Source organism: Sphingosinithalassobacter sp. LHW66-3, from assembly GCF_050703275.1.
GTDB lineage: Bacteria > Pseudomonadota > Alphaproteobacteria > Sphingomonadales > Sphingomonadaceae > Sphingomonas.
This window is the reverse complement of record NZ_CP193482.1, coordinates 2,135,759-2,158,852: the sequence shown is the minus strand read 5'-3', so window position 1 is coordinate 2,158,852 and position 23,094 is coordinate 2,135,759. Positions and strand designations below refer to the sequence as shown.

Genomic DNA, 23,094 nt, shown 5'->3' with positions numbered 1-23,094 from the left:
GTCCCCGGGGGAAGCGGAGGGGGACGGGGATGCGAGCAGGCGGCACGCTGTGGCGCGCGCTGGAAACGGCGCGACGCGCGAACTGCGCCGCGGCGGGCGAGACGCTGCCGCAGCCCGGCGGCCAGCCCCTGCCGCGCCGCGCCTTGCTGAAAGGCCTCGCCGCCGCCGCGGCCGTGGCGGCGATGCCGCGCCCCGCGCACGCTTTCACCGGCGGTCGCGTCGCGGTCATCGGCGGCGGCATCGCCGGGCTCACCGCACTTCACCGGCTGCGCGCGGCGGGCGTCGACGCGCATCTCTACGAAGCGCGCGGGCGGATCGGCGGCCGCATGTTCACCTGGCGCCCCGCCGACGGCGGCACGCCGTTCGAACAGGGCGGACAGCTGGTGAACAGCGATCACCGCGACATCCACATGCTCGCCGCCGAATTCGGAATCGCGCTGCTCGACCGCAAGGAAGCGCCGCACCGATCGCTGCTCGTGGCGAACGGCGCGCTCGTGCCGCCGGACGCGCTCGCCGAGGCGTTGCGCCCGATCGCTGCCCGGATCGGCGCCGACGCCGACCGGCTCGATGCCGACTATGCCCGCGTCGCGCCTGCCCTCGACCGGCTTTCGGTGGCCGACTATCTCGATCGGCATGCCGACAAGCTGCCCCAGTCCTGGGTCCGGCGCCTGCTCGAAGCGACCGCTCGTACCGAATATGGCGCCGAACCGCAGGACGCGTCGGCGCTCGAGCTGATCTTCAACCTCCCCACCGTCGACGGCCGCCGAGTCGAGGTGCTGGGCGGCAGCGACGAGCAGTTCGTCCTCGACGGCGGCAGCGGCGCACTGACCGACGCCATCGCCGCGCGCCACGCGGCGCATATCACCACCGGACGCCGCCTGCTGCGGATCGACTCGATTCGCGGCGGCCTGCGCCTTTCCTTCCTCGACGGCAGCACGGCGCATGCCGATCGCGTGATCGTCGCCGTGCCCGCCCCGATCCTGCGCCAGATCCATTTCGGCGTGCCGCTCCCGCCGCTGTGGCGCCACTTTATCGAGACGGTCGAACTCGGCCGAAACGAGAAGGTGCAGGCGGCTACTCGCGGCCGGCCGGCGCGCGCCGCGCTGGGAGCGGGCGGCGAGCTGTGGGACGCCGACCCGGAGGCCGGCTATGCGCTCGGCTGGGACGGCTCGGTTCCCGGCGCCGCGGCGCCGGTATGGACCTGGTATCTGGGTGGCGATCAGGTCGATTGCGCCGGCCCGGCGGACGCCCGCGCCGCAGCGTTCGCCGCGCGGAGTGTGCTCGCCATCCCCGGCTTCGCGCAGCACCTGACCAGCGAAGTCCGCGCCACCCGCTGGTGCCGCGATCCGCTCACGCTTGGCGCCTACAGCAACTATCGGCCGGGCCAGCTCACCCGATTTGCGCCGCTCTTCTGGGTGGAGTCGCACGATCCTGCCGAACGGCAGCAGGCCATCGTCGGCCCGATCACCTTCGCCGGCGAGCATCTGTCGGATGCCTGGCCCGGCTATATGAACGGCGGCGCGCAGACCGGGCGTCTGGCGGCCGAAACCCTGATCGGCAGCGCCGCGATTCGCGCCGCCGCTTGACGCGGACCCGCGCGCGCCGCACCTGCACTCCGATGAGTGGGGATGCGCGTTTCGGCCTTGGCCGCAAGGTGACGCTGCCGGGGCCGCTGCGGCTCGACGGCGGCGTGCTGCTGTCGCCGGTCGATATCGCCTATGAAACCTATGGCGCGCTGGCGCCCGATGGCGGCAATGCCGTCCTCGTCTGCCATGCGCTGACCGGCGACCAGCATGTCGCGTCCGAACATCCGCGCACCGGCAAGCCGGGCTGGTGGAGCCGCATGGTCGGACCGGGCAAGCCGATCGATACCGACCGGTTCTTCGTCATCTGTGCCAATGTGCTGGGAAGCTGCATGGGCTCGACCGGTCCGGCGAGCACAAACCCGGCGACCGGCAGGCCCTGGGGCATGGGTTTTCCGGTGATCACCATCCGCGACATGGTGCGCGCCCAGGCTTTGCTGCTCGACCATCTCGGCGTCGCGCGGCTGCATGCGGTGGTCGGCGGATCGATGGGCGGGATGCAGGCGCTCAGCTGGGCGGCGACCTTCCCCGATCGCGTCACGGCAGCGGTCGTAATCGCATCGACCGCGCGCCATTCGGCCCAGAACATCGCCTTTCACGAAGTCGGACGGCAAGCGGTGATGGCCGATCCGCGCTGGAACGGCGGCGACTATTATGCGGCCGGTGACCCGCCGACCGCCGGCCTCGCTGTCGCGCGCATGGCAGCGCACATCACCTATCTTTCCGAAGCCGGGCTCACTGCCAAGTTCGGGCGCAAGCTCCAGGCGCGCGAGGCCAAGACCTTCGGCTTCGACGCCGATTTCCAGGTCGAAAGCTATCTGCGGCATCAGGGGATCAGCTTCGTCGACCGATTCGACGCCAACAGCTATCTCTACATCACCCGGGCGATGGACTATTTCGACCTCGCCGAAGAGCATGGCGGGCTGCTCGCCAACGCCTTCCGCGCGTCGAAGGCGCGTTTCTGCGTCGTCAGCTTCGACACCGACTGGCTCTATCCCACCGCCGATTCGCGCGCGATCGTCCATGCGCTCAACGCCGCCGCGGCGCCGACCAGCTTCGTCGAACTCTCCTCGCCCTTCGGCCATGACGCCTTCCTGCTCGAGAACCCGGAATTGTCGCGCATGATCGGCGGATTTCTCCGCGCGGGAGAGCGCTGATGACCGAGCTGCGACCCGATCTCGCGATCATCGCCGCCAATGTCGCGCCGGGCAGCCGGGTGCTCGACATCGGCTGCGGCGACGGCGCGCTGATGGCCGCGCTGCGCGACCGGCACGGCTGCGACGCACGCGGGCTCGAGATCGACGCCGGCAACGTCGCCGCGGCGATGACGCGCGGGCTCTCGGTCGTGCAGGGCGACGCCGACATCGACCTCGCCGACTATCCCGACGGCGCATTCGACGTCGCGATCCTCAGCCAGACACTCCAGACCACGCGGCGCCCGGACCTGGTGCTCGAGCATCTGCTGCGCATCGGGCGGCAGGCCTTCGTCTCCTTCCCCAATTTCGCGCACTGGCGGATGCGCGTGTCGCTGCTGGCGCGCGGGCGGATGCCGGTGACGCGCGAGCTGCCGAGCGCCTGGTTCGACACGCCGAACATCCACCACCTCACGATCGAGGATTTCCGCGATCTGGTGCGCGGGCGGGGGATCGCAGTCGACGGCTGCTGGTTCCTTGCAGGAGGCCGGCAGCGCGGCGCGGCGATGGCGAATCTGTTCGCCGAGCACGCCGTTTTCCAGCTGCGGCGTGAGGAGAGGACAGCATGACCGATCGGACCATTCGCCGACTGCACCCGGCGCTGCGCGACGACATCGGCGATCTGGTGACGCGCCGGCCGGTCCCTGGCCCGGCGATCGACCGCATCGGCGCCTTTCTGTTCCTCAACCACCATGGACCCCAGACCTACCCGCCGGGCAATTCGGGCCTTCCTTTCGGCCCGCATCCGCATCGCGGGTTCGAGACCGTGACCTTCATCCTCGAAGGCGCGCTCGCCCACACCGATTCCGCCGGGCATGCCAGCGTGATCCGCGCCGGCGGCATCCAGTGGATGACCGCGGGGAGCGGCATCGTGCATGCCGAGGTTTCGCCCGAGGAATTCCGCCGCGACGGCGGCCCGATGGAGATCCTCCAGCTTTGGGTGAACCTGCCCGCGCGGCTGAAGATGACCGATCCGCGCTATGTCGGCGCGCAGGCGGACGCGATCCCCGCCGTCGCCGCAGGCGGCGCGACGCTCCACCTCGTTTCGGGCGAGTGGCACGGCGCGCGCGGCCCGGTCGACTCGTTGACCCGCGTGTTCCTGAGCTGGATCGAGCTTGCGCCCGGCGCCGAGCTTGTCCTCGATGGGCTCTCCGGGCGCGACGTTTTCCTCTATGTCGCCCGCGGCGCCGCGCAGATCGGCGACGCTTCGGTGCCCCATTTCACCCTCGCCGAGCTCGCCGAAGGTGATCGGGTGACGATCGGCTCGGCCGACGGCGCCGTGCTGCTGTTCGGCCATGCCGATCCGATCGGCGAGCCGGTGGTCGCGCACGGCCCCTTCGTGATGAACAGTGCCGAGGAGATCCGCCAGGCGGTGATCGACTATCAGGCGGGCAGGTTCGGCGCGGCCCCGATCGTCGAGGCCTGATGCCGCCCGGCATGCCGCTTCTAGAGCAGCGGCACAGCCTTGTTCTTCACGCGTTCGATCACATTCTCGTTCCGGATTCGGCGATAGCGCGCCATCACCAGGCTGAAGATTCCGAAGACCAGCAGTCCCACCGCGACGGCGGTGTAGAGCCAGCCGATCTCGCGCATCGACTGGAGCGCCGCCTCGAAGCTCAGATCGCCGGTATCGCCGCCGAACGCCGATTGCAGGATCTGCCAGCCGAGCGCCACGAACACCGCGGCCCGCGCGGCATAGCCGATGCGGCCGATCCATTCGGTCCAGCCTGGCGCATCGGCATCGAGCAGGCGCATGAACTTGCCCGTCGCTGCCTTCACCCCCTGATTGACGCCGCCCAGCAGGAAGCCGATGCCGACGAGCACGAGCACCGCAGTGCCGCCCGGCAGCGCAAGCACGGTCTGCGCGGCTTCCGAACTGGTGCTGCCGCTGCCCGAGCCGCCGCCTCCGTCGGAGAAGGCGATCTTGGCCGCCAGAAAGGCGAGGATCAGATGCGCGATGCCGCTGGCGGCATGTCCGATCCGCTTGCCGATCCCCTTGGCGTCGTCACCTTCACCCTGGATATCGATCGCCGCGCCATAGAGCCGGAAGACGCCATAGCCGAACAGCCCCAGCGCAGTGAACGCCAGCAGCACGGTGCCGGCGGGGAGATCCTGGATATCCTCGAGAATGCTTGCCGTACCTTCGCTCTGGCCGGTGGCGAGCGTGATATAGCCGATCAGGAAATAGACGATCGCGCGGGCGAGATAGCCGATCCGCGCGAAAGTCTCTAGTCGGGCGACGCGTTCCATGGGGGTTCTCCTCCTGTTGGAACGCCAGTGCACGAAGCGGGAGGAAGGTTCCCCTTCCCTCTCGGGAGCGCCTCAGAAGGGGACGTCGTCGTCCAGGTCGTCGGGGAAGTCGCCGCCGCCGCCGCGCGACCCGCCGCCACCGCCGAAGCCGCCGCCGCGGCTCGAGGACTGGCCGGCGAAATCGTCACCGCCGCCGCCCCAGTCGCCACCGCCGCGCGCGCCGCCACCGCCGCCCTGGCCGCCGCCGGGCGAATCGAGCATCGTCAGCACCGAGTTGAAGCCCTGCAGCACCACTTCGGTCGAATAACGGTCGTTGCCCGACTGGTCCTGCCACTTCCGGGTCTGGAGCTGGCCCTCGATATAGACCTTGCTGCCCTTGCGCAGATAGCGTTCGGCGACGTTGGCGAGCCCTTCGTTGAAGATCGCGACCGAATGCCATTCGGTCTTCTCGCGCCGCTCGCCGGTGTTGCGATCCTTCCAGTTCTCGCTGGTCGCGATGCGCAGATTGACCACCTTGCCGCCGTTCTGGAACGTCCGGCTCTCCGGATCGCGGCCCAGATTGCCGACCAGGATCACCTTGTTCACCGAACCCGACATGCGCTTCTTCTCCCGTTACAAACCGATCGCTCTGGCCGACCAGTATGTAACGCCCGCCGCGACATAGGCTAGGGCAAAGAGATAGCCGATCATGAACAGCGGCCAGCGCCAGCCGTTCGTCTCGCGCCGAGTGATCGCGATCGTCGAGATGCACTGCGGGGCGAACACGAACCACATGAGGAATGCCAGTGCCGTCGGCAGGCTCCAGCGCGTCTGCAGATTCTCGCGGATGTCCGCCTGACCCGCCGTGCCTTCGGGATCGTCGATCGCATAGACGGTGGCGATCGCCGAGACCGCCACTTCGCGCGCCGCCATCGCCGGCAGCAGCGCGAGCGAAATGTCCCGATTGAAGCCGATCGGCGCCACCACCGTCTCGATCGCCCCGCCGATCCTCCCGGCGATCGAATACTCGACCTGGCTCCGCCCCTCGGGCGCCTGCGGGAAGCTGAGCAGCGCCCACAGCACGATCGTGGTGATCAGGATGATCCCGCCGGCGCGCTTCAGAAAGATCTCGGCGCGCTGCCACAGGCCCAGCACCAGATCGCGCGGGCGCGGCCACTGGTATTTCGGCATTTCCATCATGAAGCCCGAGGACGCGCCCTTGGTCACCGTTCGCCGCAGCAGCAGCGCCGCGATCATCGCGCCGACGATGCCGAAGAGATAGAGCGCGAACAGCACCAGCCCCTGCAGCCCGACACCCGGAGCCACCGCCGTGTCGGGAATGAAGGCGGCGATGATGATCGTATAGACCGGCAGCCGTGCCGAGCAGGTCATCAGCGGCGCGATGAGGATCGTCGCCAGCCGCTCGCGTTCGTCGCTGATCGTGCGAGTCGCCATGATGCCCGGCACCGCGCAGGCGAAGGACGACAGCAGCGGAATGAACGCCCGGCCCGACAGGCCGACGCCCGCCATCAGCCGGTCCATCAGAAACGCCGCGCGGACCATATAGCCCGACGCCTCCAGCACCAGAATGAAGAGGAACAGGATCAGGATCTGCGGCAGGAAGACGACGACCGCGCCGACGCCTTCGATCACGCCGTCGACCAGCGCGGATCGGATCAGCCCCTCGGGCAGTATCGCCGCCACGGTTTCGCCGACCCAGGCGACCAGCGATTCGATCCAGCCGATCGGGGCTTCGGACCAGGCGAACACCGCCTGGAACATCACGAACATCAGCGCGAGCAGGATCAGCGGCCCCGCCACCGGATTCAGCACGACCGAATCGATGCGCGCGGACCAGCGCCGGCCGGCGGTTTCGGAAACCGTCGCGGCCTTGGCGATCTGCCGCGCGCGGCGCTGCAACAGCGAGATGTCGCGCGGCGCCGCATCGGGCGCAGGTGTCCTGGCATTCGGCGCGCGCAGCAACTCGCCCAGCCGTTCGCGCAACGGCTCGAGCCCGCGGCGGCGCACCGCCACGGTCGGCACCACCGGCACCCCCAGCTCGCGTTCGAGCACCGCCGCATCGAGCGTCAACCCGTCGCGCTCGGCGAGATCGACCATGTTCAGCGCGACGATCACCGGCAGACCCAGTTCGATGAGCTGAAGCGTGAAGCGCAGGTGGTTGTCGAGGTTGGCGGCGTCCACCACCACCACGATCGCATCCGGCCGCCGCTCGCCCGCCTGTCGCCCGAACACCACGTCGCGCGTCACGCGCTCGTCGGGGCTCGACGGCTCGAGGCTGTAGGTGCCGGGCAAGTCGACCAGCTCGACCGGGCGACCGTCGGCAAGCGCCATGCGGCCTGCGTGGCGCTCCACCGTGACGCCGGGATAATTGCCCACCTTCTGGCGGGCGCCGGTCAGTGCATTGAACAGGGCGCTTTTGCCGGCATTGGGATTGCCGACGAGGGCCACCAGCGGTGCAGGATTCATGGACTCAGCCGCCGTCCGTGGAAACATGGATCGCCGCGGCCACGTGCCGCCGCAGTGCCACTGTCATGCGCCCGATCCGCACCCCGACCGGGCCGCCCCACACGCCCGAACGGTGGAGCAAGGCGATTTCGATTCCTTCGTCGAGCCCGAACTCGCGGAGCCGTCGGGCTTCGGGTTCGGAAAGCGCGTGCCAATCGACGCGATTCACTGCGGCAGGGCAGTGGCGCGGCAAGTCGATCAGGCTGCGGACGGTGTCGAGAGCGGGAGCAGTGGCCATTGCTGCGACTGATTATCAATAACGCGCTGCCCTGCAAAGCGCTTTGTGCGGAGTCGCGGGCTCGCGCGCGTCGCAGCGGTCACACCGCCGGATAGCGGAGCCGCCCAATGAAGCGCGAGAGGCTCGGCCGGTGCTGGCCGCGACCGAGCAGCCGCGCCTTGGCTTTTTCGAACTGCATCACGCCGTCGATACGTCGGCCGAGGAAGCCGCGCGTCTCCGACCAGTCCTCGCTTTCGTCGTTGACGAACACGGCGATCGTCGCGGCATAGACGCCGCCCAGAATCGCGCGCTTGGTATAATGGTTGTAATCGGTCGCGGTGTCGCCCGCGAGCCGCCACATCCGGTCCGCCGAACGCCAGCCGAGCCGCGCCGCGCGCGCCGCGTTCTGCGGCATCGCCAGGATCGCCAGCGCACGCCGCAGCGCCTCGCGGTTACCCGCCAGAAGATCGAGCCGCGCCTCGACCAGCGCCGTGATCCGCTCGCGGATCTTCATCGCCGCCAGTTGCGCGTCGGTGAAGCGCGCGGACATCGCCGAATCGATATGCGCGAACCAGGCGTCGATCATCTCGATGGCCCCGCCGGGATAGGCGAGCGCCGCGACGTCGCGATCGAGCCCCAGCGTGTCCGCGGCCTGCGCCACCGCCTGCGCGCTCCAGCCGTCGAAAGCGGCGTTCAGCGCAACCTCGGGCGCCAGCGCCTCGCGAATTTCGTCGAGCGTTGCATCGTTCAGCTCGGGATGGGCCATGACCGGATCTCCTTCAGCCCTCCGACTTAAGCCCTGCGCCGGTCGGTGCAAGCGGAACGCCGCGCTGCGGCCGCTGCCGCACCAGCACCAGCGCCGCCGCCACCAGCGCCGCACCGATCCAGTCGGTCGCCGCGGGTTGCTCGCCATAGAGGCTCCAGCCGATCGCGCCGGCGATGATGGGCTGGAGCAGCAGCGCCACTCCGACCACCAGCGGCGACAGATGCCCGAGCGCGAAGATCATCAATCCCTGCCCGATAAGCTGGCTGCCAAGCGCCAGTCCGATCACCGGACCCCAGTCGCGCGGCCAGAATTGCTCGCCGAGCGCGAGCGAAAGCAGCAGCAGCGGGCCCATCGAGGCAAAGGTGGAGACCGCCAGCGCAGGCACCGGCGCCAGCCGCGTGCGCGCCCGCGCCATGAAGATGAAATAGATGGCGTAGAGCACGCCCGCGAGCAGGCAGAGCAGATCCCCCGCCACGTTGCGCGGCGACAGCTCCGCCGAGCGGCCGAGCAGCAGCCCGGCGCCGATCGCCGCCAGCAACAGCGCCGCCGCTTGCGGCCGCGTTGGCCACATGCGCGCGGCGAGAAAGCCGTAAATCGGATAGATTAAGGTCGCCGAATTGCCGAACAGCGTCGCATTCGCCAGCGTCGTGCGGTGAATTCCGATGTGCCAGCTCGCCAGATCGGCGGCGAAGGCGACGCCTGCGATCGCAAGCACGCCCCATAATCCGCGCGACGAGCGGATCGGCGCGCTTCCCATCGCCCAGGCCGCGCCGAGCAACACCGGCCCAGCCAGCGTCAACCGCCAGAAGCCCGCGGCGACCGGCCCGACATCGGCCAGCCGCACGAACAGCGGCCCGAATGCAAGCGCCACATTGGCGAGCAGGATCGCCACCAGCGCAGCCGCCGGCGCGCCGCCGCTTTGCATGGGGGAAGATTTTCTTGCGGGCGGCGACTCGTGCATGGCGTGGTGTAGCGCCCCAAATGCAGCTGCGTCCCATTGGTTCAGGAGGAAGTTTCTTGCCCAGTCTGTTCGATCCGATCGCGTTCGGCGCGATTTCCGCTCCCAATCGCATTCTCATGGCGCCGCTCACGCGCGGCCGCGCCACCGACGATCATGTGCCGACGCCGATCATGGCCGACTATTACAGTCAGCGCGCCGGCGCCGGCCTGCTCATCTCCGAAGCCACCGGCATCAGCCGCGAAGGGCTCGGCTGGCCGAACGCGCCGGGGCTGTGGACGCGCGAGCAGGTCGAGGCGTGGAAGCCGGTGACCGAGGCGGTGCACCGCGCCGGCGGGCGGATCGTGACTCAGCTCTGGCACATGGGCCGGCTCTCGCGACCCGATGTTATCGGAATGCAGCCGCTGTCGAGCTCGGCCCGCACCGCGCCCTATCACAACGAACCCAATCCCTATGTCGAGCCGCGCGCCGCGACGCGGGACGATATCGCCCGCGTGCTCGACGATTATGGCGCGGCGACTCGCAATGCGATCGAAGCCGGGTTCGACGGGGTCCAGCTCCACGCCGCGAACGGCTATCTGATCGACCAGTTTCTGCGCGACGGCACCAATTTCCGGGACGACGACTATGGCGGCTCGCCCGAAAACCGAATCCGCCTGCTCCGCGAAGCGACCGAGCGGCTGATCGCCGAGGCCGGTGCCGGGCGCGTCGCCGTGCGCCTCTCGCCCAACGGCGAGACGCAAGGCTGCGACGACAGCGATCCCGAGTCTGTGTTCGTGCCCGCCGCCGCCGCGCTGGCGGAACTGGGCATCGCCTTTCTCGAGCTGCGCGAGCAGGCTCCCGACGGCACGTTCGGCAGCACCAGCGTCCCCAAGCTTTCGCCGAAGATCCGCAAGGTCTTCGCCGGTCCACTGGTGCTCAACCAGGACTACACGCTCGAAACCGCGCAGGCCGATCTCGATTCGGGCCTTGCCGACGCCATCGCGTTCGGCCGCAAGTTTATCGCCAATCCGGACCTGCCCGAGCGGCTGCGCACCGGTGCCGAGCTCAACACGCCCGATCCGAAGACCTTCTACACGTCCGGCCCGGAGGGCTATACCGACTATCCGGCGCTGGAAACCGCCGGCGCCTGAACGATGCCGGGCCGGCGCGCGTGCCAATCGGCGGCGCGCTGGCCCCAGGCGATGACAGTCATGTGATCGAGCGGCGGCGGCAGGGCGACCAGCTGCCGCCGCGTCGATCCAAGCCGCTCGGCAAGGCGGATCGAGCGCGCATTATCCGGATGGATGGTGTGGATCACATCGTCCCAACCCAGCACGTCGAAGGCAAAGTCGATCGCCGCCACCGCTGCCTCGAAGGCATAGCCTCTGCCCGAGAACGCCGGCGCGACGCCCCAGCCGACTTCGGTCCCCGGCCAGCCTTCGGGCTGCCACGGCCCGACGCGCCCGACCCAGCGGCCGCTCGCCCGCTCCTCGACCGCGAACATGCCGAAGCCGCGGATCGTCCAGGCGCCCGCCATCGCGCACAGGTTTCGCCACGCCACGCTACGTGGCTGCGGCCCACCTAAATAGCACATCGTCTCGGCATCCCCGTGGAAGGCCACCCAGTCGTCGAAGTCCGCGCCGGTCAACGGCCGCAGGATCAGCCGCGGCGTGACCAACGTCGGCGCGGTCATGCGAAGCGATTCTTGAACGCGAACATCGCGAGCGCCGCCTTCGCCGCCTCGCCGCCCTTGTCCTTTTCGTCCGGCCGGGCGCGGGTGAGCGCCTGGGCCTCGTTCTCGACCGTCAGAATGCCGTTGCCGATCGGGATCCCGTCCATCGTCAGCGCCATCAGCCCGCGTGCGCTTTCGTTCGAGACGATCTCGAAATGATAGGTTTCGCCGCGAATCACCACGCCCAGCGCGACGAAGCCGTCGTAGCGGCCGGTCTCCGCCGCCATCGCCACCGCGCCGGGAATCTCGAGCGCGCCGGGGACGGTCACCGTCTCGTGCGTATGCCCCGCCGCCTCGATCGCGGCGCGCGCGCCTTCGAGCAGCAGATCGTTCAGATGGTCGTAGAAGCGTGCCTCGACGATCAGGAAATTGGCCATCGGATCAGTTCCCGCAATCGACCGGCCGCTCGCCGACGATCGACAGGCCATAGCCGTCGAGCCCGACCAGCGTGTGATGGCTGTTGGTGAGCAGCACCATGTCGTGCACCCCGAGCTCGGCCAGGATCATCGCACCGACGCCATAGTCGCGCAGCTCGTCCATTTCCTTCGCGGCCAAGGTGCCCGCCCGCGCCTGCAGCGCCATGGTGAAGGCGTCGGCGCGCGGCTTGTTGATCACGACGACCACGCCCGCCCCTTCCTCGGCGATGATCTGCATCGAGCGGCGCAGCATCCCGCCGCGATCGCCGCCCTCGCCGAACAGGTCGGCGAAGGGAGAGAGCGCGTGCATGCGCACCAGCGTCGGCTTTTCGGGGTCGATGCGGCCCTTCACCAGCGCGATCTGCTCGCTTCCGGTCGCCTTGTTCCAGAAGGTCATTGCGGTCCAGTCGCCGCCCCATTCGCTGGCGAACCGCGCTTCGGCGCGCTTCTCGACGAGATGGTCGTGGCGGCGGCGATAGGCGATCAGGTCGCGGATCGTGCCGATCTTGAGGTTGTGATACTGGGCGAAGGGGACGAGATCGTCCATCCGCGCCATCGTCCCGTCGTCCTTCATGATCTCGCAGATCACGCCCGCCGGATTGAGCCCGGCGAGCCGCGCCAGATCGACCGCCGCTTCGGTGTGCCCGGCGCGCACCAGCACCCCGCCTTCGCGCGCCACCAGCGGAAAGACATGGCCGGGCGTCACGATATCGTCGGCGCCCTTGGCATGGTCGATCGCGACCGAGATGGTCCGCGCCCGATCGGCGGCGGAGATGCCGGTGGTCACGCCCTCGCGCGCCTCGATCGAGACAGTGAATGCCGTCTCGTGCCGGGTGCCGTTCGACCGGCTCATCAGATCGAGCCCCAGCGTGTCGACGCGCGCCTTGGTCATCGCGAGGCAGATCAGGCCGCGGCCGTATTTCGCCATGAAGTTGATCGCGTCGGGAGTCGCCATCTGTGCAGGAATGACGAGATCGCCTTCGTTCTCGCGATCCTCGTCGTCGACCAGGATGAACATCCGGCCGTTGCGGGCCTCGTCGATCAGCTCCTCGGGGCTCGAGAGGAATCCATGCGGCAGGCGGGCGAGTTCAGCGTTGGCCACGGGCGGCCTCCATGCGTTGCAGATAGCGGGCGAGCACGTCGATCTCGATATTGACCTGCTGCCCCGTTTCTAGGCCGCCGAGCGTAGTGACCTCGGCGGTGTGCGGAATGATGTTGACGGAGAATTGCGTCGTGCCGTCGGGCTGGTCGGCGACGTCGTTGACCGTCAGCGAGACACCGTCGACCGTTACCGAACCCTTGGCGGCGAGATAGGGAGCGAGGCTCGCCGGAACTGCAAACTCGATCCGCCGCGAATCGCCTTGGGGGCGAACGCTCAAAACCGTCGCGACGCCGTCGACATGGCCGGTGACGATGTGCCCGCCGAGCTCGTCGCCCACCTTCAGCGCGCGTTCGAGGTTGAGGCGGCGGCCCTCGTGCCATTGCGCCGACGCGGTCCGCGACACGGTTTCGCCCGAGACATCGACGGCGAACCAGCCCGGCCCCTTGTCGACCACCGTCAGGCACACGCCCGAACAGGCGATCGAGGCGCCATGATCGATCGTCGCGGTGTCATATGCCGTGGCGATGCGAACACGCCGGTCGCCGCGGTTCTCGACGGCGTCGATCGCGCCGATATCGGTGATGATTCCAGTGAACATGATCAGTCTCGCATGCGCAGGTAGACTTCGAGCCGGTCGCTGCCAAGCACCCGCGCATCGTCGAGCCGCCAGCGCCCGTGCGCGGCGTCCAGTGCAGCCAGCCCGATGTCGCCGATCGCGGGCCGCCCCTCGCCGATCAGGATCGGCGCGCGATAGAGCAGCAGCCGATCGACCAGATCGGCGCGCAGGAATGCCGACGCGGCTTCGGCGCCGCCTTCGACCAGCAGATGATCGACCCGCTCGAGCCGCGCGATGTCCTCCGGCGCGGTAACGACGTCCCACCCCTTGGGCGGCGCGGCGGTGCGCGACAGCAGGATGCGACGCGGCGAGCGCGCTTCGAGGCCCAGCAAGCGAACGTCGAGCCGTGGCGCATCGGCCTCGATCGTGCCGCGCCCGACCAGGATCGCTTCGTGCCGCGCCCGTTCGAGATGCGCGTGCGCCCGCGCCTCCGGGCCGGTGATCCAGCGGCTTTCGCCCGAGGCAAGCGCGATCCGCCCGTCGAGCGACGTCGCGAGCTTGAGCGTGACGTGCGGCCGATCGTGCGCCTGCCGCATCAGGAAGCCCGCCATTGCCTGGCGGGCCGCGTCCGCCAGCACGCCGCCGACCACCGTGACGCCGGCGCTCCGCAGCAGCTCGGCGCCGCGGCCGTCGGTGCGCGGATCGGGATCGCCGAGCGCGTAAACGACTCGCGCAACTCCCGACTGCGCCAGCGAAACCGCGCACGCCGGCCCGCGCTCGGACCGGTGGGCGCAGGGCTCCAGAGTCACAAAGGCAGTCGCGCCGCGCGCCGCACCGCCTGCTTCCTCCAGCGCCATTGCCTCGGCGTGCGGCCGTCCGCCCGGTTGGGTCCAGCCGCGGCCGAGCACGCGGCCGTCCTTCACGATCACGCAGCCGACGTTGGGATTGGGAGCCGTGCGGCCGCGGCCGCGCTCGGCGAGCGTCAGCGCCGCGGCCATCCAGCGCGAATCGCCGTTCAGAAGCCCCATTTGCGCAGCCGCTCGTCGAGCCGCTGGAACTCCGCCTGCCGCTCGCGCCGCCGCTGCTCGAGCTCCGCTTCGCGCGCGCGCTTTTCCTCCAGATCGATCGCCTGCTGCCGGATGATCTCTTCGGTGCTGCGGTCGAGCGGCCAGCTTTCGACGTAGATGATCTCGCGCTTGTACGGAGTCTCGAACGAGGAGTCCTTCCAGAAGGCGAACAGGATTCCCAGCACGATCCCCAGCGAGAGCGCCATGAAGACATAATGGTGCCGTTTCCGGCTCGCGAAGAAGAAGCGCAGATCGCGAATGGCGCGAACCGGCGTGAAGTGGCGCAACAGCATCATGTCGCGCGAAGATAGGGAGGCGCGAGGGCGGCGACCAGCCCCCGCGCCCCATGCCTCAGCGGTCGAGCTCGAAACGCACCGTCTTGGTCTGCCAGCTTTCCTGCGGCACGCCGCCGCGCGTCGCAGGGCGGAAACGCCAGCGCGACAGCGCCTGGCGGCGCGTGACTTCAAAAAAGGCGTCGCTGCTCGCGCGCACCCGCTCGACTTGCTTGACGCGTCCGTCGGTGCCGATCAGCACGCGCACCTGGACGATCCCCTCATTTCCAGAACGCCGCTCGGAGGCGGGATAGTCGGGCTGCAGATCGCGCGCATAGCGCGAATCGATCTCCGCCGGGATCAGCGGCGGCGGCGCCGGAGTCGGGGCGGGATCGGCCGCCACGCCTGTCCCGCTGCCGTCCATGGGGAGCGAGGGAAGCGGTGGCAGATAGGGTTGCTCGATCGGCGTGGTCGTCACCGAAGTGGGCGTCTCGATCGGGCGCACCACCGGCTCGGGGACGAACACCTGCGTCTGCACCGGCCGCGAGTCGGCCTCGGCCTTCGGCTGCGGCTCCACGGGGGGTGGAGGCGGCGTGATCGGAACATTCTTGGTGATCAGCCGCGTGATCTGTTCGGGCGGCGTGATCTTCGGCGCGGCATAGATGATCCCCGCGATCAGCGCCGCATTGACTGCCAGTGCCGCCGCGAAGCTGGCGGACCGCGATCCGCGCTGCAGCTGCGATCGTTGTGCGTACATGGCCAGGCTCTCCTTCTCCGTCGCCGGTCGTCGCCGGCTACAGTAATGTTACAACGTAACAGCTCGAAGGTAAAGCACTGCCGCTACGGGATCCGTGCCTCGGCCGCGCTCTAGCTGGCCGTGAGCCGCTCTACCGTCCGCTCCCTGCCGATCAGCGGCAGCAGCGCCGCCATGTCCGGCCCGTGCTCGCGCCCGGTGAGCGCCCGGCGCAGCGGCAGGAACAGCGCGCGTCCCTTGCGGCCGGTCTCGTCCTTCAGCGCCGCCGTCAGTGCGTGCCAGGGGTCGCTGCTCCAGTCGATGCCCGCCGCCAGCTCGGCGGCGCGTGTGAGGAAGGCCCGGTCCTCGGGGTCGGGTGCCAGCGCATCGACCGGCCCCTCGACGACGCTCCACCAGTCGCCGACCTGCGCCACACGCTCCAGATTGGGTCGGATCGCCTCCCACGCCGCCGCGTCCATGCCGCCTGGAAGCCGCGCCGCGACTCGCGCGTACGGCAGCTGGTGGACGATCCGCGCATTGAGCGCCGTCAGCTCGGCTTCGTCGAACCGTGCCGGTGCGCGGCCGAAGCGCGCGAAATCGAACCCCTGGATCAGCGGCTCGACGGTGGCGAACGGCTCCACTGGATCGGACGTACCGAGCCGCGCGAGCAGCGCGACCAGCGCCTGCGGCTCGATGCCCGTCTCGCGAAAATGGTCGACACCCAGCGATCCGAGCCGCTTCGATAGCTTGCCCTCGCTTCCGGTCAGCAGCGCGGCGTGCGCGAAGGCCGGCGGCTCGGCGCCCAGCGCGGCAAACATCTGCAGCTGCACTGCGGTGTTCGACACATGATCCTCGCCGCGCGCGACATGGCTCACCTCCAGATCGATATCGTCGATCACCGAGGGCAGCAGATAGAGCCATGAGCCATCCGCGCGACGCACCACCGGATCGCTCAGCGCCGCCGGGTCGAACCGCTGCGGCCCGCGCACCAGATCCTTCCATTCGATCGCCGCGCTTTCGTCGAGCCGGAAGCGCCAGTGCGGCCGCCGCCCCTGCGCCTCCAGCGCCGCACGCTCGGCCTCGCCGAGTTTCAGCGCCGCGCGATCATAGACCGGCGGCAGGCCGCGCCCGAGCAGCACCTTGCGCCGCAGCTCCAGCTCCTCGGGCGTCTCATAGGCGGGATAGACGCGCCCCGCGTCCACCAGCTGCGCGAAGCGTGCCTCATAGCGGTCGAACCGCTCCGACTGGCGCACCTCGCCGTCGGGAACGAGGCCGAGCCACGCCAGATCCGCGCGGATCGCGTCGACGAACCGCTCCTCCGAACGTTCGCGATCGGTGTCGTCGATCCGCAGCAGGAATCGGCCGCCGTTCGCCCGGGCGAACAGCCAGTTGTGCAGCGCCGTGCGCAGATTGCCGACGTGCAGCCGCCCGGTCGGGCTCGGCGCGAAACGCGTGATCACGGTCATGCCGACGCTCTAGGCAGCGGCCGGGTACGCGGCAATGCCCCTTTGCCTCGCTCCGGCGACGTCCTAAGGGGGGCGGATCACACCATCGCCAGACGGGGCGCGCGCATGAAACTGATCGCCGGCAATTCGAACCTTCCGCTCGCCAAGGCGATCGCCGGCTATCTCGAGCTGCCGCTCACCGAAGCGAACGTCCGCCGCTTCGCCGACGAGGAGATCTTCGTGGAGATTCTCGAGAATGTCCGCGGCGAGGACGTGTTCGTGCTCCAGTCGACCAGCTTCCCGGCGAACGACAATCTGATGGAGCTGCTGATCATGATCGATGCGCTCAAGCGCGCGTCGGCGCGGCGCATCACCGCGGTGCTCCCCTATTTCGGCTATGCCCGGCAGGATCGCAAGCCCGGCCCGCGCACGCCGATCTCGGCCAAGCTCGTCGCGAACCTCATCACCGTCGCCGGTGCCAACCGCGCGCTCTCGGTCGATCTCCACGCCGGCCAGATCCAGGGCTTTTTCGACATCCCGACCGACAATCTCTACGGCGCCCCGGTGATGAGCGAGGACATCCGCTCGCGCTTTTCCGATCGCAACCTGATGGTCGTCTCGCCCGACGTCGGCGGCGTGGTGCGCGCCCGCGCGCTCGCCAAGCGGCTCGACAACGCGCCGCTGGCGATCGTCGACAAGCGCCGCGAACGGCCCGGCGAATCCGAAGTGATGAACATCATCGGCGACGTCACCGGGCGCTTCTGCATCCTCGTGGACGACATCGTCGATTCGGCCGGCACGCTGTGCAACGCCGCCGCCGCGCTCAAGGAAGCGGGCGCCGAGGGCGTAATCGCCTATTGCACCCATGGCGTGCTCTCGGGCGGCGCGGTCGCGCGCGTCGAGGCGTCGGTGCTGCAGGAGCTGGTGATCACCGATTCGATCGGCAATCACGCGGTGATCGCCGACAGCCCCAAGATCCGCCACCTCACCATCGCCCCGCTGCTCGCCGAAGCAATGCGCCGCATCGCCGAGGAAAGCTCGGTGTCGAGCCTGTTCGACTGAGCGGTCAGGCGAGCCCGTCCCACACCAGCTTGGCGCCCACCAGGATCATCAGCACATAGATGGCGGTGTAGAAGCGCTCCGCCGGTACGCGCCGCACCAGCCATACGCCTGCCACGGTCGATCCGATCGCCACCGGCATCAGCGCCGCCGACGTCCAGAGGTTCGCGGGCGTGAACTGGCCGAGCGCGACATAGGCGGGCACCTTGACCCAATTGACCACCGCGAAGAAGATCGCGGTCGTGCCGACCAGCACGTCGCGCGGCGGCATGCGCGGAATCACCCACAGCTGGAACGGCGGCCCGCCGGCATGGGCGATCTGGCTGGTGAACCCCGCAGCCACGCCTGCTGCCGATCCGACCCAACCGGGCGCATGCGACGCCTTGGGCACGCCGCGCCGCTCGACCCATAGCCGGTATCCGCCGAACAGGATCGAAATGCCGCCCACCGCCGCCATCACTGCCTCCGGCGTCACCGATGCGGCGAAGAGATAGCCGAGCGCGATCCCCAGCACCGCGCCCGGCAGCGTCCAGCCAAGCACATACCAGTCGACGGTGCGCCGAAACGCCCACACCCCAACGACATCCTGCACGATCAGGATCGGCAGCAGGATGGCGGCGGCGCGCAGCGGATCGGTCGCCAGCACCAGCATCGGCACCGACAGCGCACCCATGCCGGCAAAGCCGCCCTTCGACAGGCCGAGCAGCACGACGGCGGGAATCGCCAGTGCGTAGAAGGCGAGGTCGGCCGGCAACTCAGCCGCGATCGGCGAGGCGCGAGAGCATGCCGGAAATCCGCAGCAGCACGATCAGCCCGGCGGCGGCGAAGCCGGCCAGCGCCAGCACGGCATAGGTGAGCGCCTCCAGCCACTGCGCGATCCGATCGGCGGCGGCCGATTCGGCACCGACGGGAACCACGATCTCCGCGCCCGGGGCGAGACCGTCCTCCAACGTACTTTCCGGCTCCGCCACGTCCGTCGCGCGCGGCGCCGGTGATCCGCCGCTCGAGGAACCGGGATCGGCCCCGATGCCACGATCGCCGACCGCCGCCTGTCGGTCGGCCTGCCAGCCGGGCGGCAGCTTCGAGGCCGAATGAAGCGAGGCGAGGATCGAAAGCGTGGCAAGCCCGGCGAGGATCAGCAGCAGCGTGCGGCCGATCCAGTCGACGGCTCTCACGCTGTCGGCTCGGCGTGCTCGGCTTCCTGCGCGGCAGGCGCACGTACCCCCGCGCGGCCCTGCCGCTTGAGCTGCGCCTTCAGCCTCTCGGGCCGCGGCGCCCACAGGAAGCCGAAGCTCACCGTTCCATGCTTCGTCTCCACCGCATGATGCATCCGGTGGGCGGAGATGATCCGCTTCATGTAGCGCGATTTCGGCAGATAGCGGTGGTTCAGCCTTTTGTGGACGATCACGTCGTGAAAGCCGAAATAGATCGCGCCATAGGCGGCGATCCCCGCGCCGATCCAGGTGCAGCCCGGCCACCAGCCGAGCTGCACGCCGCCCAGCAGCAGCACGAACGACGGCACTGCGAAGATCGCGGCATAGAGGTCGTTCAATTCCCAGTTGCCGCTGCGCGGGCGATGGTGGCTGGCATGGAGAAACCAGCCCGGCCCATGCATTATCCAACGGTGCGCGACATAGGCGAACGCCTCCATCGCGATCACCGTGCCGACGAACAGAAGGATTCCAGATGCCCAGTGCATATCCCCGATATAGCGAGGCCGCATGATGGTTGCGAGACTTGCCGCCCTGTTCGGCGCTGCCGCGCTGCTCGCCGGCTGCGCCACGCCCGAGTCGCGGCTGCGGGCTGGCCTTGTCGAGGCGGGGCTCGCCGAGCCGACCGCCGCCTGCATGGCCGAGCGGATGGTCGACCGTCTCTCGCTGGCGCAACTCCGCCGCATCGGCGACTTGCCAAAAGCGCGCGACGCGGAGAATCGCGAGACGTTCCTGCGCCGGGTGCGCGCGCTTCGCGACCCGGAGATCTGGAGCGTCGCCTCCAGCTCGGCGGCGCTCTGCGCGACCGGGCTGGCGAACGAGGCGCGCTGACCGGCTGGGGGTGGATTCGCCCCCGGCGCTGTGCTTAAGGCGTGCGTCGAATTCCGTCTTCCAGATAGAGAAGGGCGCCCGCTTCCATGAATATCCACGAATATCAGGCCAAGGAACTGCTCGCGAAATTCGGTGTGCCGGTTCCCGCCGGCTATGCCGCCATGACGGTCGAAGAGGCCGTCGCCGCGTCGAAGAAGCTCCCCGGGCCGCTCTATGTGGTGAAGGCGCAGATCCATGCCGGCGGCCGTGGCAAGGGCAAGTTCAAGGAACTCGGCCCCGACGCGAAGGGCGGCGTCCGCCTGGCAAAGACCGAGGATGAGGTCCGCGCCGCCGCGCAGGACATGCTCGGCAACACGCTCGTCACGGTGCAGACCGGCGAGGAGGGCAAGCAGGTCAACCGCCTCTACGTCACTGACGGCGTCGACATCGCGAAGGAATTCTATCTCGCGCTGCTCGTCAATCGCGCCACCGGCCGCATCTCGATGGTCGCCTCGACCGAGGGCGGCATGGATATCGAAACCGTCGCGCACGACACGCCCGAGAAGATTCACAGCATCGACATCGATCCGGCGACCGGCTTCATGCCGCATCACGGCCGCTCCGTCGCCGCCGCGCTCGAACTGACCGGCGACCTCGCCAAGCAGGCGGCGGCGACTGCCTCGAAGCTGTACGACGCGTTCCTCGGCACCGACGCCGAACAGATCGAGATCAACCCGCTCGCCGTCACCGAAGACGGCAAGCTGATGGTGCTCGACGCCAAGGTCGGTTTCGACGGCAATGCCATGTTCCGGCACAAGGACATCGCCGAGCTGCGCGACGAGAGCGAAGAGGATCCGATGGAGCTCGAGGCGTCGAAGTACGATCTCGCCTATATCAAGCTCGACGGCGACATCGGCTGCATGGTGAACGGCGCGGGCCTTGCCATGGCGACGATGGACATCATCAAGCTCAACGGCATGTTTCCGGCCAACTTCCTCGACGTCGGCGGCGGCGCATCGAAGGAGAAGGTCACCGCGGCGTTCAAGATCATCCTGTCCGATCCCGCCGTGAAGGGCATCCTCGTCAACATCTTCGGCGGCATCATGCGCTGCGACATCATCGCCGAGGGCATCGTCGCCGCGGCGAAGGAAGTGAACCTTTCGGTCCCGCTCGTCGTTCGGCTCGAAGGAACCAACGTGCAGCAGGGCAAGGACATTCTCGCCAACTCGGGGCTGCCGATCGTGGCGGCGAACGATCTGGGCGACGCCGCGAAGAAGATCGTCGCCGAAGTGAAGCAGGCGGCCTGATCGCCATCGGCGCCGGCTCGTCCGGCGCCGGCTCGCTCGGCGGCCTGCCGCTACGTCAGGCGCGGTTTTCCGTACCCGACTTGCGAAAGCGGCGGAAAATAGCCAATTGGAGCGCCGACACAGGCCTCTAAAAGCTTGGAAAGGACGCAGATGAAAGTGCTGGTGCCGGTCAAGCGCGTGCTTGACTACAACGTCAAACCCCGCGTGAAGGCGGACGGATCGGGCGTCGATCTCGCCAACGTGAAGATGTCGATGAACCCCTTCGACGAGATCGCGATCGAGGAAGCGGTCCGGCTCAAGGAAAAGGGCCCGGTTACCGAAGTGGTGGTCGTCACCATCGGAGTCGCCAAGGCCGAGAGCGACGTGCTGCTCACCGCGCGCGCGATGGGCGCCGACCGCGCGATCCTGATCCAGACCGACGACGAGATCGAGCCGCTCGGCGTCGCCAAGCTGCTCGCCAAGGTCGTCGAGGAGGAGCAGCCCAATCTCGTCATCCTGGGCAAGCAGGCGATCGACGACGATTCGAACCAGACCGGCCAGATGCTCGCCGCGCTGCTCGGCTGGAGCCAGGGCACCTTCGCCTCGAAGGTCGAGCTGGGCGACGACCGAGTGAAGGTCACGCGCGAGATCGACGGCGGTCTCGAGACGGTCGACCTCAAGCTTCCCGCGATCGTCACCACCGACCTGCGCCTCAACGAGCCGCGCTATGCGACGCTGCCGAACATCATGAAGGCGAAGTCCAAGCCGGTCGCGAAGAAGACCGTCGCCGATTATGGCGTCGACGTTTCGCCGCGCCTGACCACGCTCAAGGTCGCCGAGCCGCCCAAGCGCCAGGCCGGCATCAAGGTCGCCGACGTCGACGCGCTGGTCGAGAAGCTGAAGGGCATGGGAGTCGCGAAATGAAGACGCTCGTCTGGGTCGAACACGACAACAAGAGCGTCAAGGACGCGACGCTCGCCACCGTCACCGCCGCCTCGAAGCTCGGTGAGGTCCATCTCCTGGTCGCCGGCGCGGGCTGCGCCGACGTGGGCGCCGAGGCCGCGAAGATCGCGGGCGTGGGCAAGGTCCATGTCGCCGACGACGCGGCCTATGAACATGCGCTCGCCGAGAATGTCGCGCCGCTGATCGTCGATCTGATGGGGCATCACGACGCGATCCTCTTCCCGGCGACCACCACCGGCAAGAATGTCGCTCCGCGCGTCGCCGCGCTGCTCGACGTGATGCAGATCTCCGACATCCTCTCGGTCGAAGGCGACGACACCTTCACGCGGCCGATCTATGCCGGAAACGCCATCGCGACGGTCCAGTCGTCCGACGCCAAGAAGGTCATCACCGTGCGCACCACCGCCTTCGACAAGGCGGCGGCGGAAGGCGGCTCAGCCGAGGTCGAGACGATTTCGGGCACGGGGGACACGGGCCTGTCGAGCTTCGTGGGCGCCGAACTCGCCAAGTCGGAGCGTCCCGAACTCACCTCGGCGGCGATCGTCGTCTCGGGCGGCCGCGCGCTCGGATCGGGCGAGAAGTTCACCGAAGTGATCGAGCCGCTCGCCGACAAGCTGGGCGCCGCCGTGGGCGCGTCGCGCGCCGCGGTCGACGCCGGCTATGTCCCCAACGACTATCAGGTCGGCCAGACCGGCAAGATCGTCGCCCCCGAAGTCTATATCGCGATCGGCATTTCTGGCGCGATCCAGCATCTTGCGGGGATGAAGGACAGCAAGACGATCATCGCCATCAACAAGGACGAGGACGCGCCGATCTTCCAGGTCGCCGACATCGGCCTGGTCGGCGACCTGTTCAAAGTGGTGCCGGAGCTGACCGAGAAGCTCTGAGGCGCCTCCATCAAGACCTGCACCGGGCCGGAATCGCACAGGCGATTCCGGCCCGCTTCGTTTCCGGTGCTTGCCAGGGCCGGGCCTTCTGCCGATGAAGG

The 23,094-nt window shown here is 68.7% G+C and carries 27 protein-coding genes; 10 read left to right on the top strand and 17 right to left on the bottom strand.

What is annotated here, in order from left to right:
- Positions 1-29: 29 nt before the first annotated feature.
- From ACQ450_RS10595 to ACQ450_RS10580, 4 genes are read left to right on the top strand one after another with little or no spacing between them, the layout of a single operon-like run.
- Positions 30-1,586 (top strand): flavin monoamine oxidase family protein, encoded by a 1,557-nt coding sequence (locus tag ACQ450_RS10595; RefSeq protein ID WP_431469247.1) that lies wholly within the window; start codon positions 30-32, stop codon positions 1,584-1,586.
- 32 nt (positions 1,587-1,618) lie between these two features.
- Positions 1,619-2,740 carry a homoserine O-acetyltransferase MetX gene (gene metX, locus ACQ450_RS10590; protein WP_431471210.1) on the top strand — a complete coding sequence of 374 codons (1,122 nt, stop codon included), beginning with the start codon at positions 1,619-1,621 and terminating at the stop codon, positions 2,738-2,740.
- The gene (gene metW / locus ACQ450_RS10585) at positions 2,740-3,345 is read left to right on the top strand and encodes a methionine biosynthesis protein MetW (protein ID WP_431469246.1); all 606 of its coding nucleotides are present in this window, start codon (positions 2,740-2,742) and stop codon (positions 3,343-3,345) included. Before metX ends, metW begins: the two co-directional genes overlap by 1 nt.
- Positions 3,342-4,202 (top strand): pirin family protein, encoded by an 861-nt coding sequence (locus tag ACQ450_RS10580; RefSeq protein ID WP_431469245.1) that lies wholly within the window; start codon positions 3,342-3,344, stop codon positions 4,200-4,202. The genes metW and ACQ450_RS10580 overlap by 4 nt, the downstream gene beginning before the upstream one ends.
- 20 nt (positions 4,203-4,222) lie before the next feature.
- Here the strand turns inward: ACQ450_RS10580 and ACQ450_RS10575 are convergent, their stop codons facing one another.
- The 6 genes from ACQ450_RS10575 to ACQ450_RS10550 form a co-directional block, all read right to left on the bottom strand.
- Positions 4,223-5,026: a DUF1206 domain-containing protein gene (locus ACQ450_RS10575; protein ID WP_431469244.1), complete on the bottom strand. Its 804-nt coding sequence runs from the start codon at positions 5,024-5,026 to the stop codon at positions 4,223-4,225.
- 72 nt (positions 5,027-5,098) lie between these two features.
- The gene (gene ssb / locus ACQ450_RS10570; RefSeq protein ID WP_431469243.1) at positions 5,099-5,623 is read right to left on the bottom strand and encodes a single-stranded DNA-binding protein; all 525 of its coding nucleotides are present in this window, start codon (positions 5,621-5,623) and stop codon (positions 5,099-5,101) included.
- Positions 5,624-5,638: 15 nt separating this feature from the next.
- The gene (gene feoB, locus ACQ450_RS10565; protein ID WP_431469242.1) at positions 5,639-7,492 is read right to left on the bottom strand and encodes a ferrous iron transporter B; all 1,854 of its coding nucleotides are present in this window, start codon (positions 7,490-7,492) and stop codon (positions 5,639-5,641) included.
- A gap of 4 nt (positions 7,493-7,496) precedes the next feature.
- Entirely contained in the window at positions 7,497-7,769 is a 273-nt protein-coding gene (locus tag ACQ450_RS10560; protein ID WP_431469241.1) for a FeoA family protein, read from the bottom strand.
- A 79-nt stretch (positions 7,770-7,848) separates the two neighbouring features.
- Entirely contained in the window at positions 7,849-8,514 is a 666-nt protein-coding gene (locus ACQ450_RS10555) for a COQ9 family protein (protein WP_431469240.1), read from the bottom strand.
- 13 nt (positions 8,515-8,527) lie between these two features.
- The gene (locus tag ACQ450_RS10550) at positions 8,528-9,475 is read right to left on the bottom strand and encodes a DMT family transporter (protein ID WP_431469239.1); all 948 of its coding nucleotides are present in this window, start codon (positions 9,473-9,475) and stop codon (positions 8,528-8,530) included.
- 56 nt (positions 9,476-9,531) lie between these two features.
- Between ACQ450_RS10550 and ACQ450_RS10545 the strand changes: the two genes are divergently transcribed.
- Entirely contained in the window at positions 9,532-10,605 is a 1,074-nt protein-coding gene (locus ACQ450_RS10545; RefSeq protein WP_431469238.1) for an alkene reductase, read from the top strand.
- On the opposite strand, the gene ACQ450_RS10540 is transcribed toward ACQ450_RS10545, so the two are convergent.
- The 8 genes from ACQ450_RS10540 to gltX all read right to left on the bottom strand — a co-directional run bounded on the left by ACQ450_RS10540 (position 10,575) and on the right by gltX (position 16,798).
- The gene (locus ACQ450_RS10540) at positions 10,575-11,147 is read right to left on the bottom strand and encodes a GNAT family N-acetyltransferase (RefSeq protein ID WP_431469237.1); all 573 of its coding nucleotides are present in this window, start codon (positions 11,145-11,147) and stop codon (positions 10,575-10,577) included. The genes ACQ450_RS10545 and ACQ450_RS10540 overlap by 31 nt on opposite strands.
- On the bottom strand, positions 11,144-11,563 hold the full coding sequence (gene ribH, locus ACQ450_RS10535) for a 6,7-dimethyl-8-ribityllumazine synthase (RefSeq protein WP_188053417.1): 420 nt from the start codon (positions 11,561-11,563) through the stop codon (positions 11,144-11,146). The genes ACQ450_RS10540 and ribH overlap by 4 nt, the downstream gene beginning before the upstream one ends.
- Before the next feature lie 4 nt (positions 11,564-11,567).
- A complete protein-coding gene (gene ribB / locus ACQ450_RS10530; protein WP_188053416.1) occupies positions 11,568-12,704 on the bottom strand; it encodes a 3,4-dihydroxy-2-butanone-4-phosphate synthase in 1,137 nt (378 codons plus the stop codon).
- Positions 12,691-13,302, bottom strand: a complete 612-nt coding sequence (locus ACQ450_RS10525; protein WP_431469236.1) for a riboflavin synthase — start codon at positions 13,300-13,302, stop codon at positions 12,691-12,693. Before ACQ450_RS10525 ends, ribB begins: the two co-directional genes overlap by 14 nt.
- A gap of 2 nt (positions 13,303-13,304) precedes the next feature.
- Positions 13,305-14,258, bottom strand: coding sequence for a bifunctional diaminohydroxyphosphoribosylaminopyrimidine deaminase/5-amino-6-(5-phosphoribosylamino)uracil reductase RibD (gene ribD / locus ACQ450_RS10520; protein WP_431471209.1), 954 nt, complete (start codon positions 14,256-14,258; stop codon positions 13,305-13,307).
- 17 nt (positions 14,259-14,275) lie between these two features.
- Positions 14,276-14,623 carry a hypothetical protein gene (locus ACQ450_RS10515; RefSeq protein ID WP_431469235.1) on the bottom strand — a complete coding sequence of 116 codons (348 nt, stop codon included), beginning with the start codon at positions 14,621-14,623 and terminating at the stop codon, positions 14,276-14,278.
- Between the two features lie 55 nt (positions 14,624-14,678).
- Positions 14,679-15,356, bottom strand: a complete 678-nt coding sequence (locus ACQ450_RS10510) for an energy transducer TonB (RefSeq protein WP_431469234.1) — start codon at positions 15,354-15,356, stop codon at positions 14,679-14,681.
- A 110-nt stretch (positions 15,357-15,466) separates the two neighbouring features.
- Entirely contained in the window at positions 15,467-16,798 is a 1,332-nt protein-coding gene (gene gltX / locus ACQ450_RS10505; RefSeq protein WP_431469233.1) for a glutamate--tRNA ligase, read from the bottom strand.
- Between the two features lie 105 nt (positions 16,799-16,903).
- Between gltX and ACQ450_RS10500 the strand changes: the two genes are divergently transcribed.
- Complete coding sequence (locus tag ACQ450_RS10500; protein ID WP_188053411.1) at positions 16,904-17,839, top strand: ribose-phosphate pyrophosphokinase; 936 nt, start codon at positions 16,904-16,906, stop codon at positions 17,837-17,839.
- 4 nt (positions 17,840-17,843) lie between these two features.
- Here ACQ450_RS10500 and ACQ450_RS10495 read toward each other — a convergent pair whose 3' ends face one another.
- Genes ACQ450_RS10495 through ACQ450_RS10485 form a run of 3 tightly spaced genes read right to left on the bottom strand, consistent with a single transcriptional unit; the run spans position 17,844 to position 19,535 of the window.
- Positions 17,844-18,590 carry a sulfite exporter TauE/SafE family protein gene (locus ACQ450_RS10495; protein ID WP_431469232.1) on the bottom strand — a complete coding sequence of 249 codons (747 nt, stop codon included), beginning with the start codon at positions 18,588-18,590 and terminating at the stop codon, positions 17,844-17,846.
- 1 nt (position 18,591) lies between these two features.
- The gene (locus tag ACQ450_RS10490; RefSeq protein ID WP_431469231.1) at positions 18,592-19,011 is read right to left on the bottom strand and encodes a hypothetical protein; all 420 of its coding nucleotides are present in this window, start codon (positions 19,009-19,011) and stop codon (positions 18,592-18,594) included.
- On the bottom strand, positions 19,008-19,535 hold the full coding sequence (locus ACQ450_RS10485) for a sterol desaturase family protein (RefSeq protein WP_431469230.1): 528 nt from the start codon (positions 19,533-19,535) through the stop codon (positions 19,008-19,010). The genes ACQ450_RS10490 and ACQ450_RS10485 overlap by 4 nt, the downstream gene beginning before the upstream one ends.
- 22 nt (positions 19,536-19,557) lie before the next feature.
- Between ACQ450_RS10485 and ACQ450_RS10480 the strand changes: the two genes are divergently transcribed.
- From ACQ450_RS10480 to ACQ450_RS10465, 4 genes are all read left to right on the top strand, one after another.
- Positions 19,558-19,878, top strand: coding sequence for a hypothetical protein (locus tag ACQ450_RS10480; RefSeq protein ID WP_262503807.1), 321 nt, complete (start codon positions 19,558-19,560; stop codon positions 19,876-19,878).
- A gap of 86 nt (positions 19,879-19,964) precedes the next feature.
- The gene (gene sucC, locus ACQ450_RS10475; protein ID WP_431469229.1) at positions 19,965-21,164 is read left to right on the top strand and encodes an ADP-forming succinate--CoA ligase subunit beta; all 1,200 of its coding nucleotides are present in this window, start codon (positions 19,965-19,967) and stop codon (positions 21,162-21,164) included.
- 150 nt (positions 21,165-21,314) lie between these two features.
- Complete coding sequence (locus tag ACQ450_RS10470; protein ID WP_431469228.1) at positions 21,315-22,067, top strand: electron transfer flavoprotein subunit beta/FixA family protein; 753 nt, start codon at positions 21,315-21,317, stop codon at positions 22,065-22,067.
- The gene (locus ACQ450_RS10465) at positions 22,064-22,993 is read left to right on the top strand and encodes an electron transfer flavoprotein subunit alpha/FixB family protein (RefSeq protein WP_431469227.1); all 930 of its coding nucleotides are present in this window, start codon (positions 22,064-22,066) and stop codon (positions 22,991-22,993) included. The genes ACQ450_RS10470 and ACQ450_RS10465 overlap by 4 nt, the downstream gene beginning before the upstream one ends.
- Positions 22,994-23,094: the final 101 nt, after the last annotated feature.

Coding starts and splice junctions, on each gene's coding strand:
- ACQ450_RS10595 (WP_431469247.1), top strand. CDS start 30: ATGCGAGCAGGCGGCACGCTGTGGCGCGCGCTGGAAACGGCGCGACGC.
- metX (WP_431471210.1), top strand. CDS start 1,619: ATGAGTGGGGATGCGCGTTTCGGCCTTGGCCGCAAGGTGACGCTGCCG.
- metW (WP_431469246.1), top strand. CDS start 2,740: ATGACCGAGCTGCGACCCGATCTCGCGATCATCGCCGCCAATGTCGCG.
- ACQ450_RS10580 (WP_431469245.1), top strand. CDS start 3,342: ATGACCGATCGGACCATTCGCCGACTGCACCCGGCGCTGCGCGACGAC.
- ACQ450_RS10575 (WP_431469244.1), bottom strand. CDS start 5,026: ATGGAACGCGTCGCCCGACTAGAGACTTTCGCGCGGATCGGCTATCTC.
- ssb (WP_431469243.1), bottom strand. CDS start 5,623: ATGTCGGGTTCGGTGAACAAGGTGATCCTGGTCGGCAATCTGGGCCGC.
- feoB (WP_431469242.1), bottom strand. CDS start 7,492: ATGAATCCTGCACCGCTGGTGGCCCTCGTCGGCAATCCCAATGCCGGC.
- ACQ450_RS10560 (WP_431469241.1), bottom strand. CDS start 7,769: ATGGCCACTGCTCCCGCTCTCGACACCGTCCGCAGCCTGATCGACTTG.
- ACQ450_RS10555 (WP_431469240.1), bottom strand. CDS start 8,514: ATGGCCCATCCCGAGCTGAACGATGCAACGCTCGACGAAATTCGCGAG.
- ACQ450_RS10550 (WP_431469239.1), bottom strand. CDS start 9,475: ATGCACGAGTCGCCGCCCGCAAGAAAATCTTCCCCCATGCAAAGCGGC.
- ACQ450_RS10540 (WP_431469237.1), bottom strand. CDS start 11,147: ATGACCGCGCCGACGTTGGTCACGCCGCGGCTGATCCTGCGGCCGTTG.
- ribH (WP_188053417.1), bottom strand. CDS start 11,563: ATGGCCAATTTCCTGATCGTCGAGGCACGCTTCTACGACCATCTGAAC.
- ACQ450_RS10525 (WP_431469236.1), bottom strand. CDS start 13,302: ATGTTCACTGGAATCATCACCGATATCGGCGCGATCGACGCCGTCGAG.
- ribD (WP_431471209.1), bottom strand. CDS start 14,258: ATGGCCGCGGCGCTGACGCTCGCCGAGCGCGGCCGCGGCCGCACGGCT.
- ACQ450_RS10515 (WP_431469235.1), bottom strand. CDS start 14,623: ATGATGCTGTTGCGCCACTTCACGCCGGTTCGCGCCATTCGCGATCTG.
- ACQ450_RS10510 (WP_431469234.1), bottom strand. CDS start 15,356: ATGTACGCACAACGATCGCAGCTGCAGCGCGGATCGCGGTCCGCCAGC.
- gltX (WP_431469233.1), bottom strand. CDS start 16,798: ATGACCGTGATCACGCGTTTCGCGCCGAGCCCGACCGGGCGGCTGCAC.
- ACQ450_RS10500 (WP_188053411.1), top strand. CDS start 16,904: ATGAAACTGATCGCCGGCAATTCGAACCTTCCGCTCGCCAAGGCGATC.
- ACQ450_RS10485 (WP_431469230.1), bottom strand. CDS start 19,535: ATGCACTGGGCATCTGGAATCCTTCTGTTCGTCGGCACGGTGATCGCG.
- ACQ450_RS10480 (WP_262503807.1), top strand. CDS start 19,558: ATGATGGTTGCGAGACTTGCCGCCCTGTTCGGCGCTGCCGCGCTGCTC.
- sucC (WP_431469229.1), top strand. CDS start 19,965: ATGAATATCCACGAATATCAGGCCAAGGAACTGCTCGCGAAATTCGGT.
- ACQ450_RS10470 (WP_431469228.1), top strand. CDS start 21,315: ATGAAAGTGCTGGTGCCGGTCAAGCGCGTGCTTGACTACAACGTCAAA.
- ACQ450_RS10465 (WP_431469227.1), top strand. CDS start 22,064: ATGAAGACGCTCGTCTGGGTCGAACACGACAACAAGAGCGTCAAGGAC.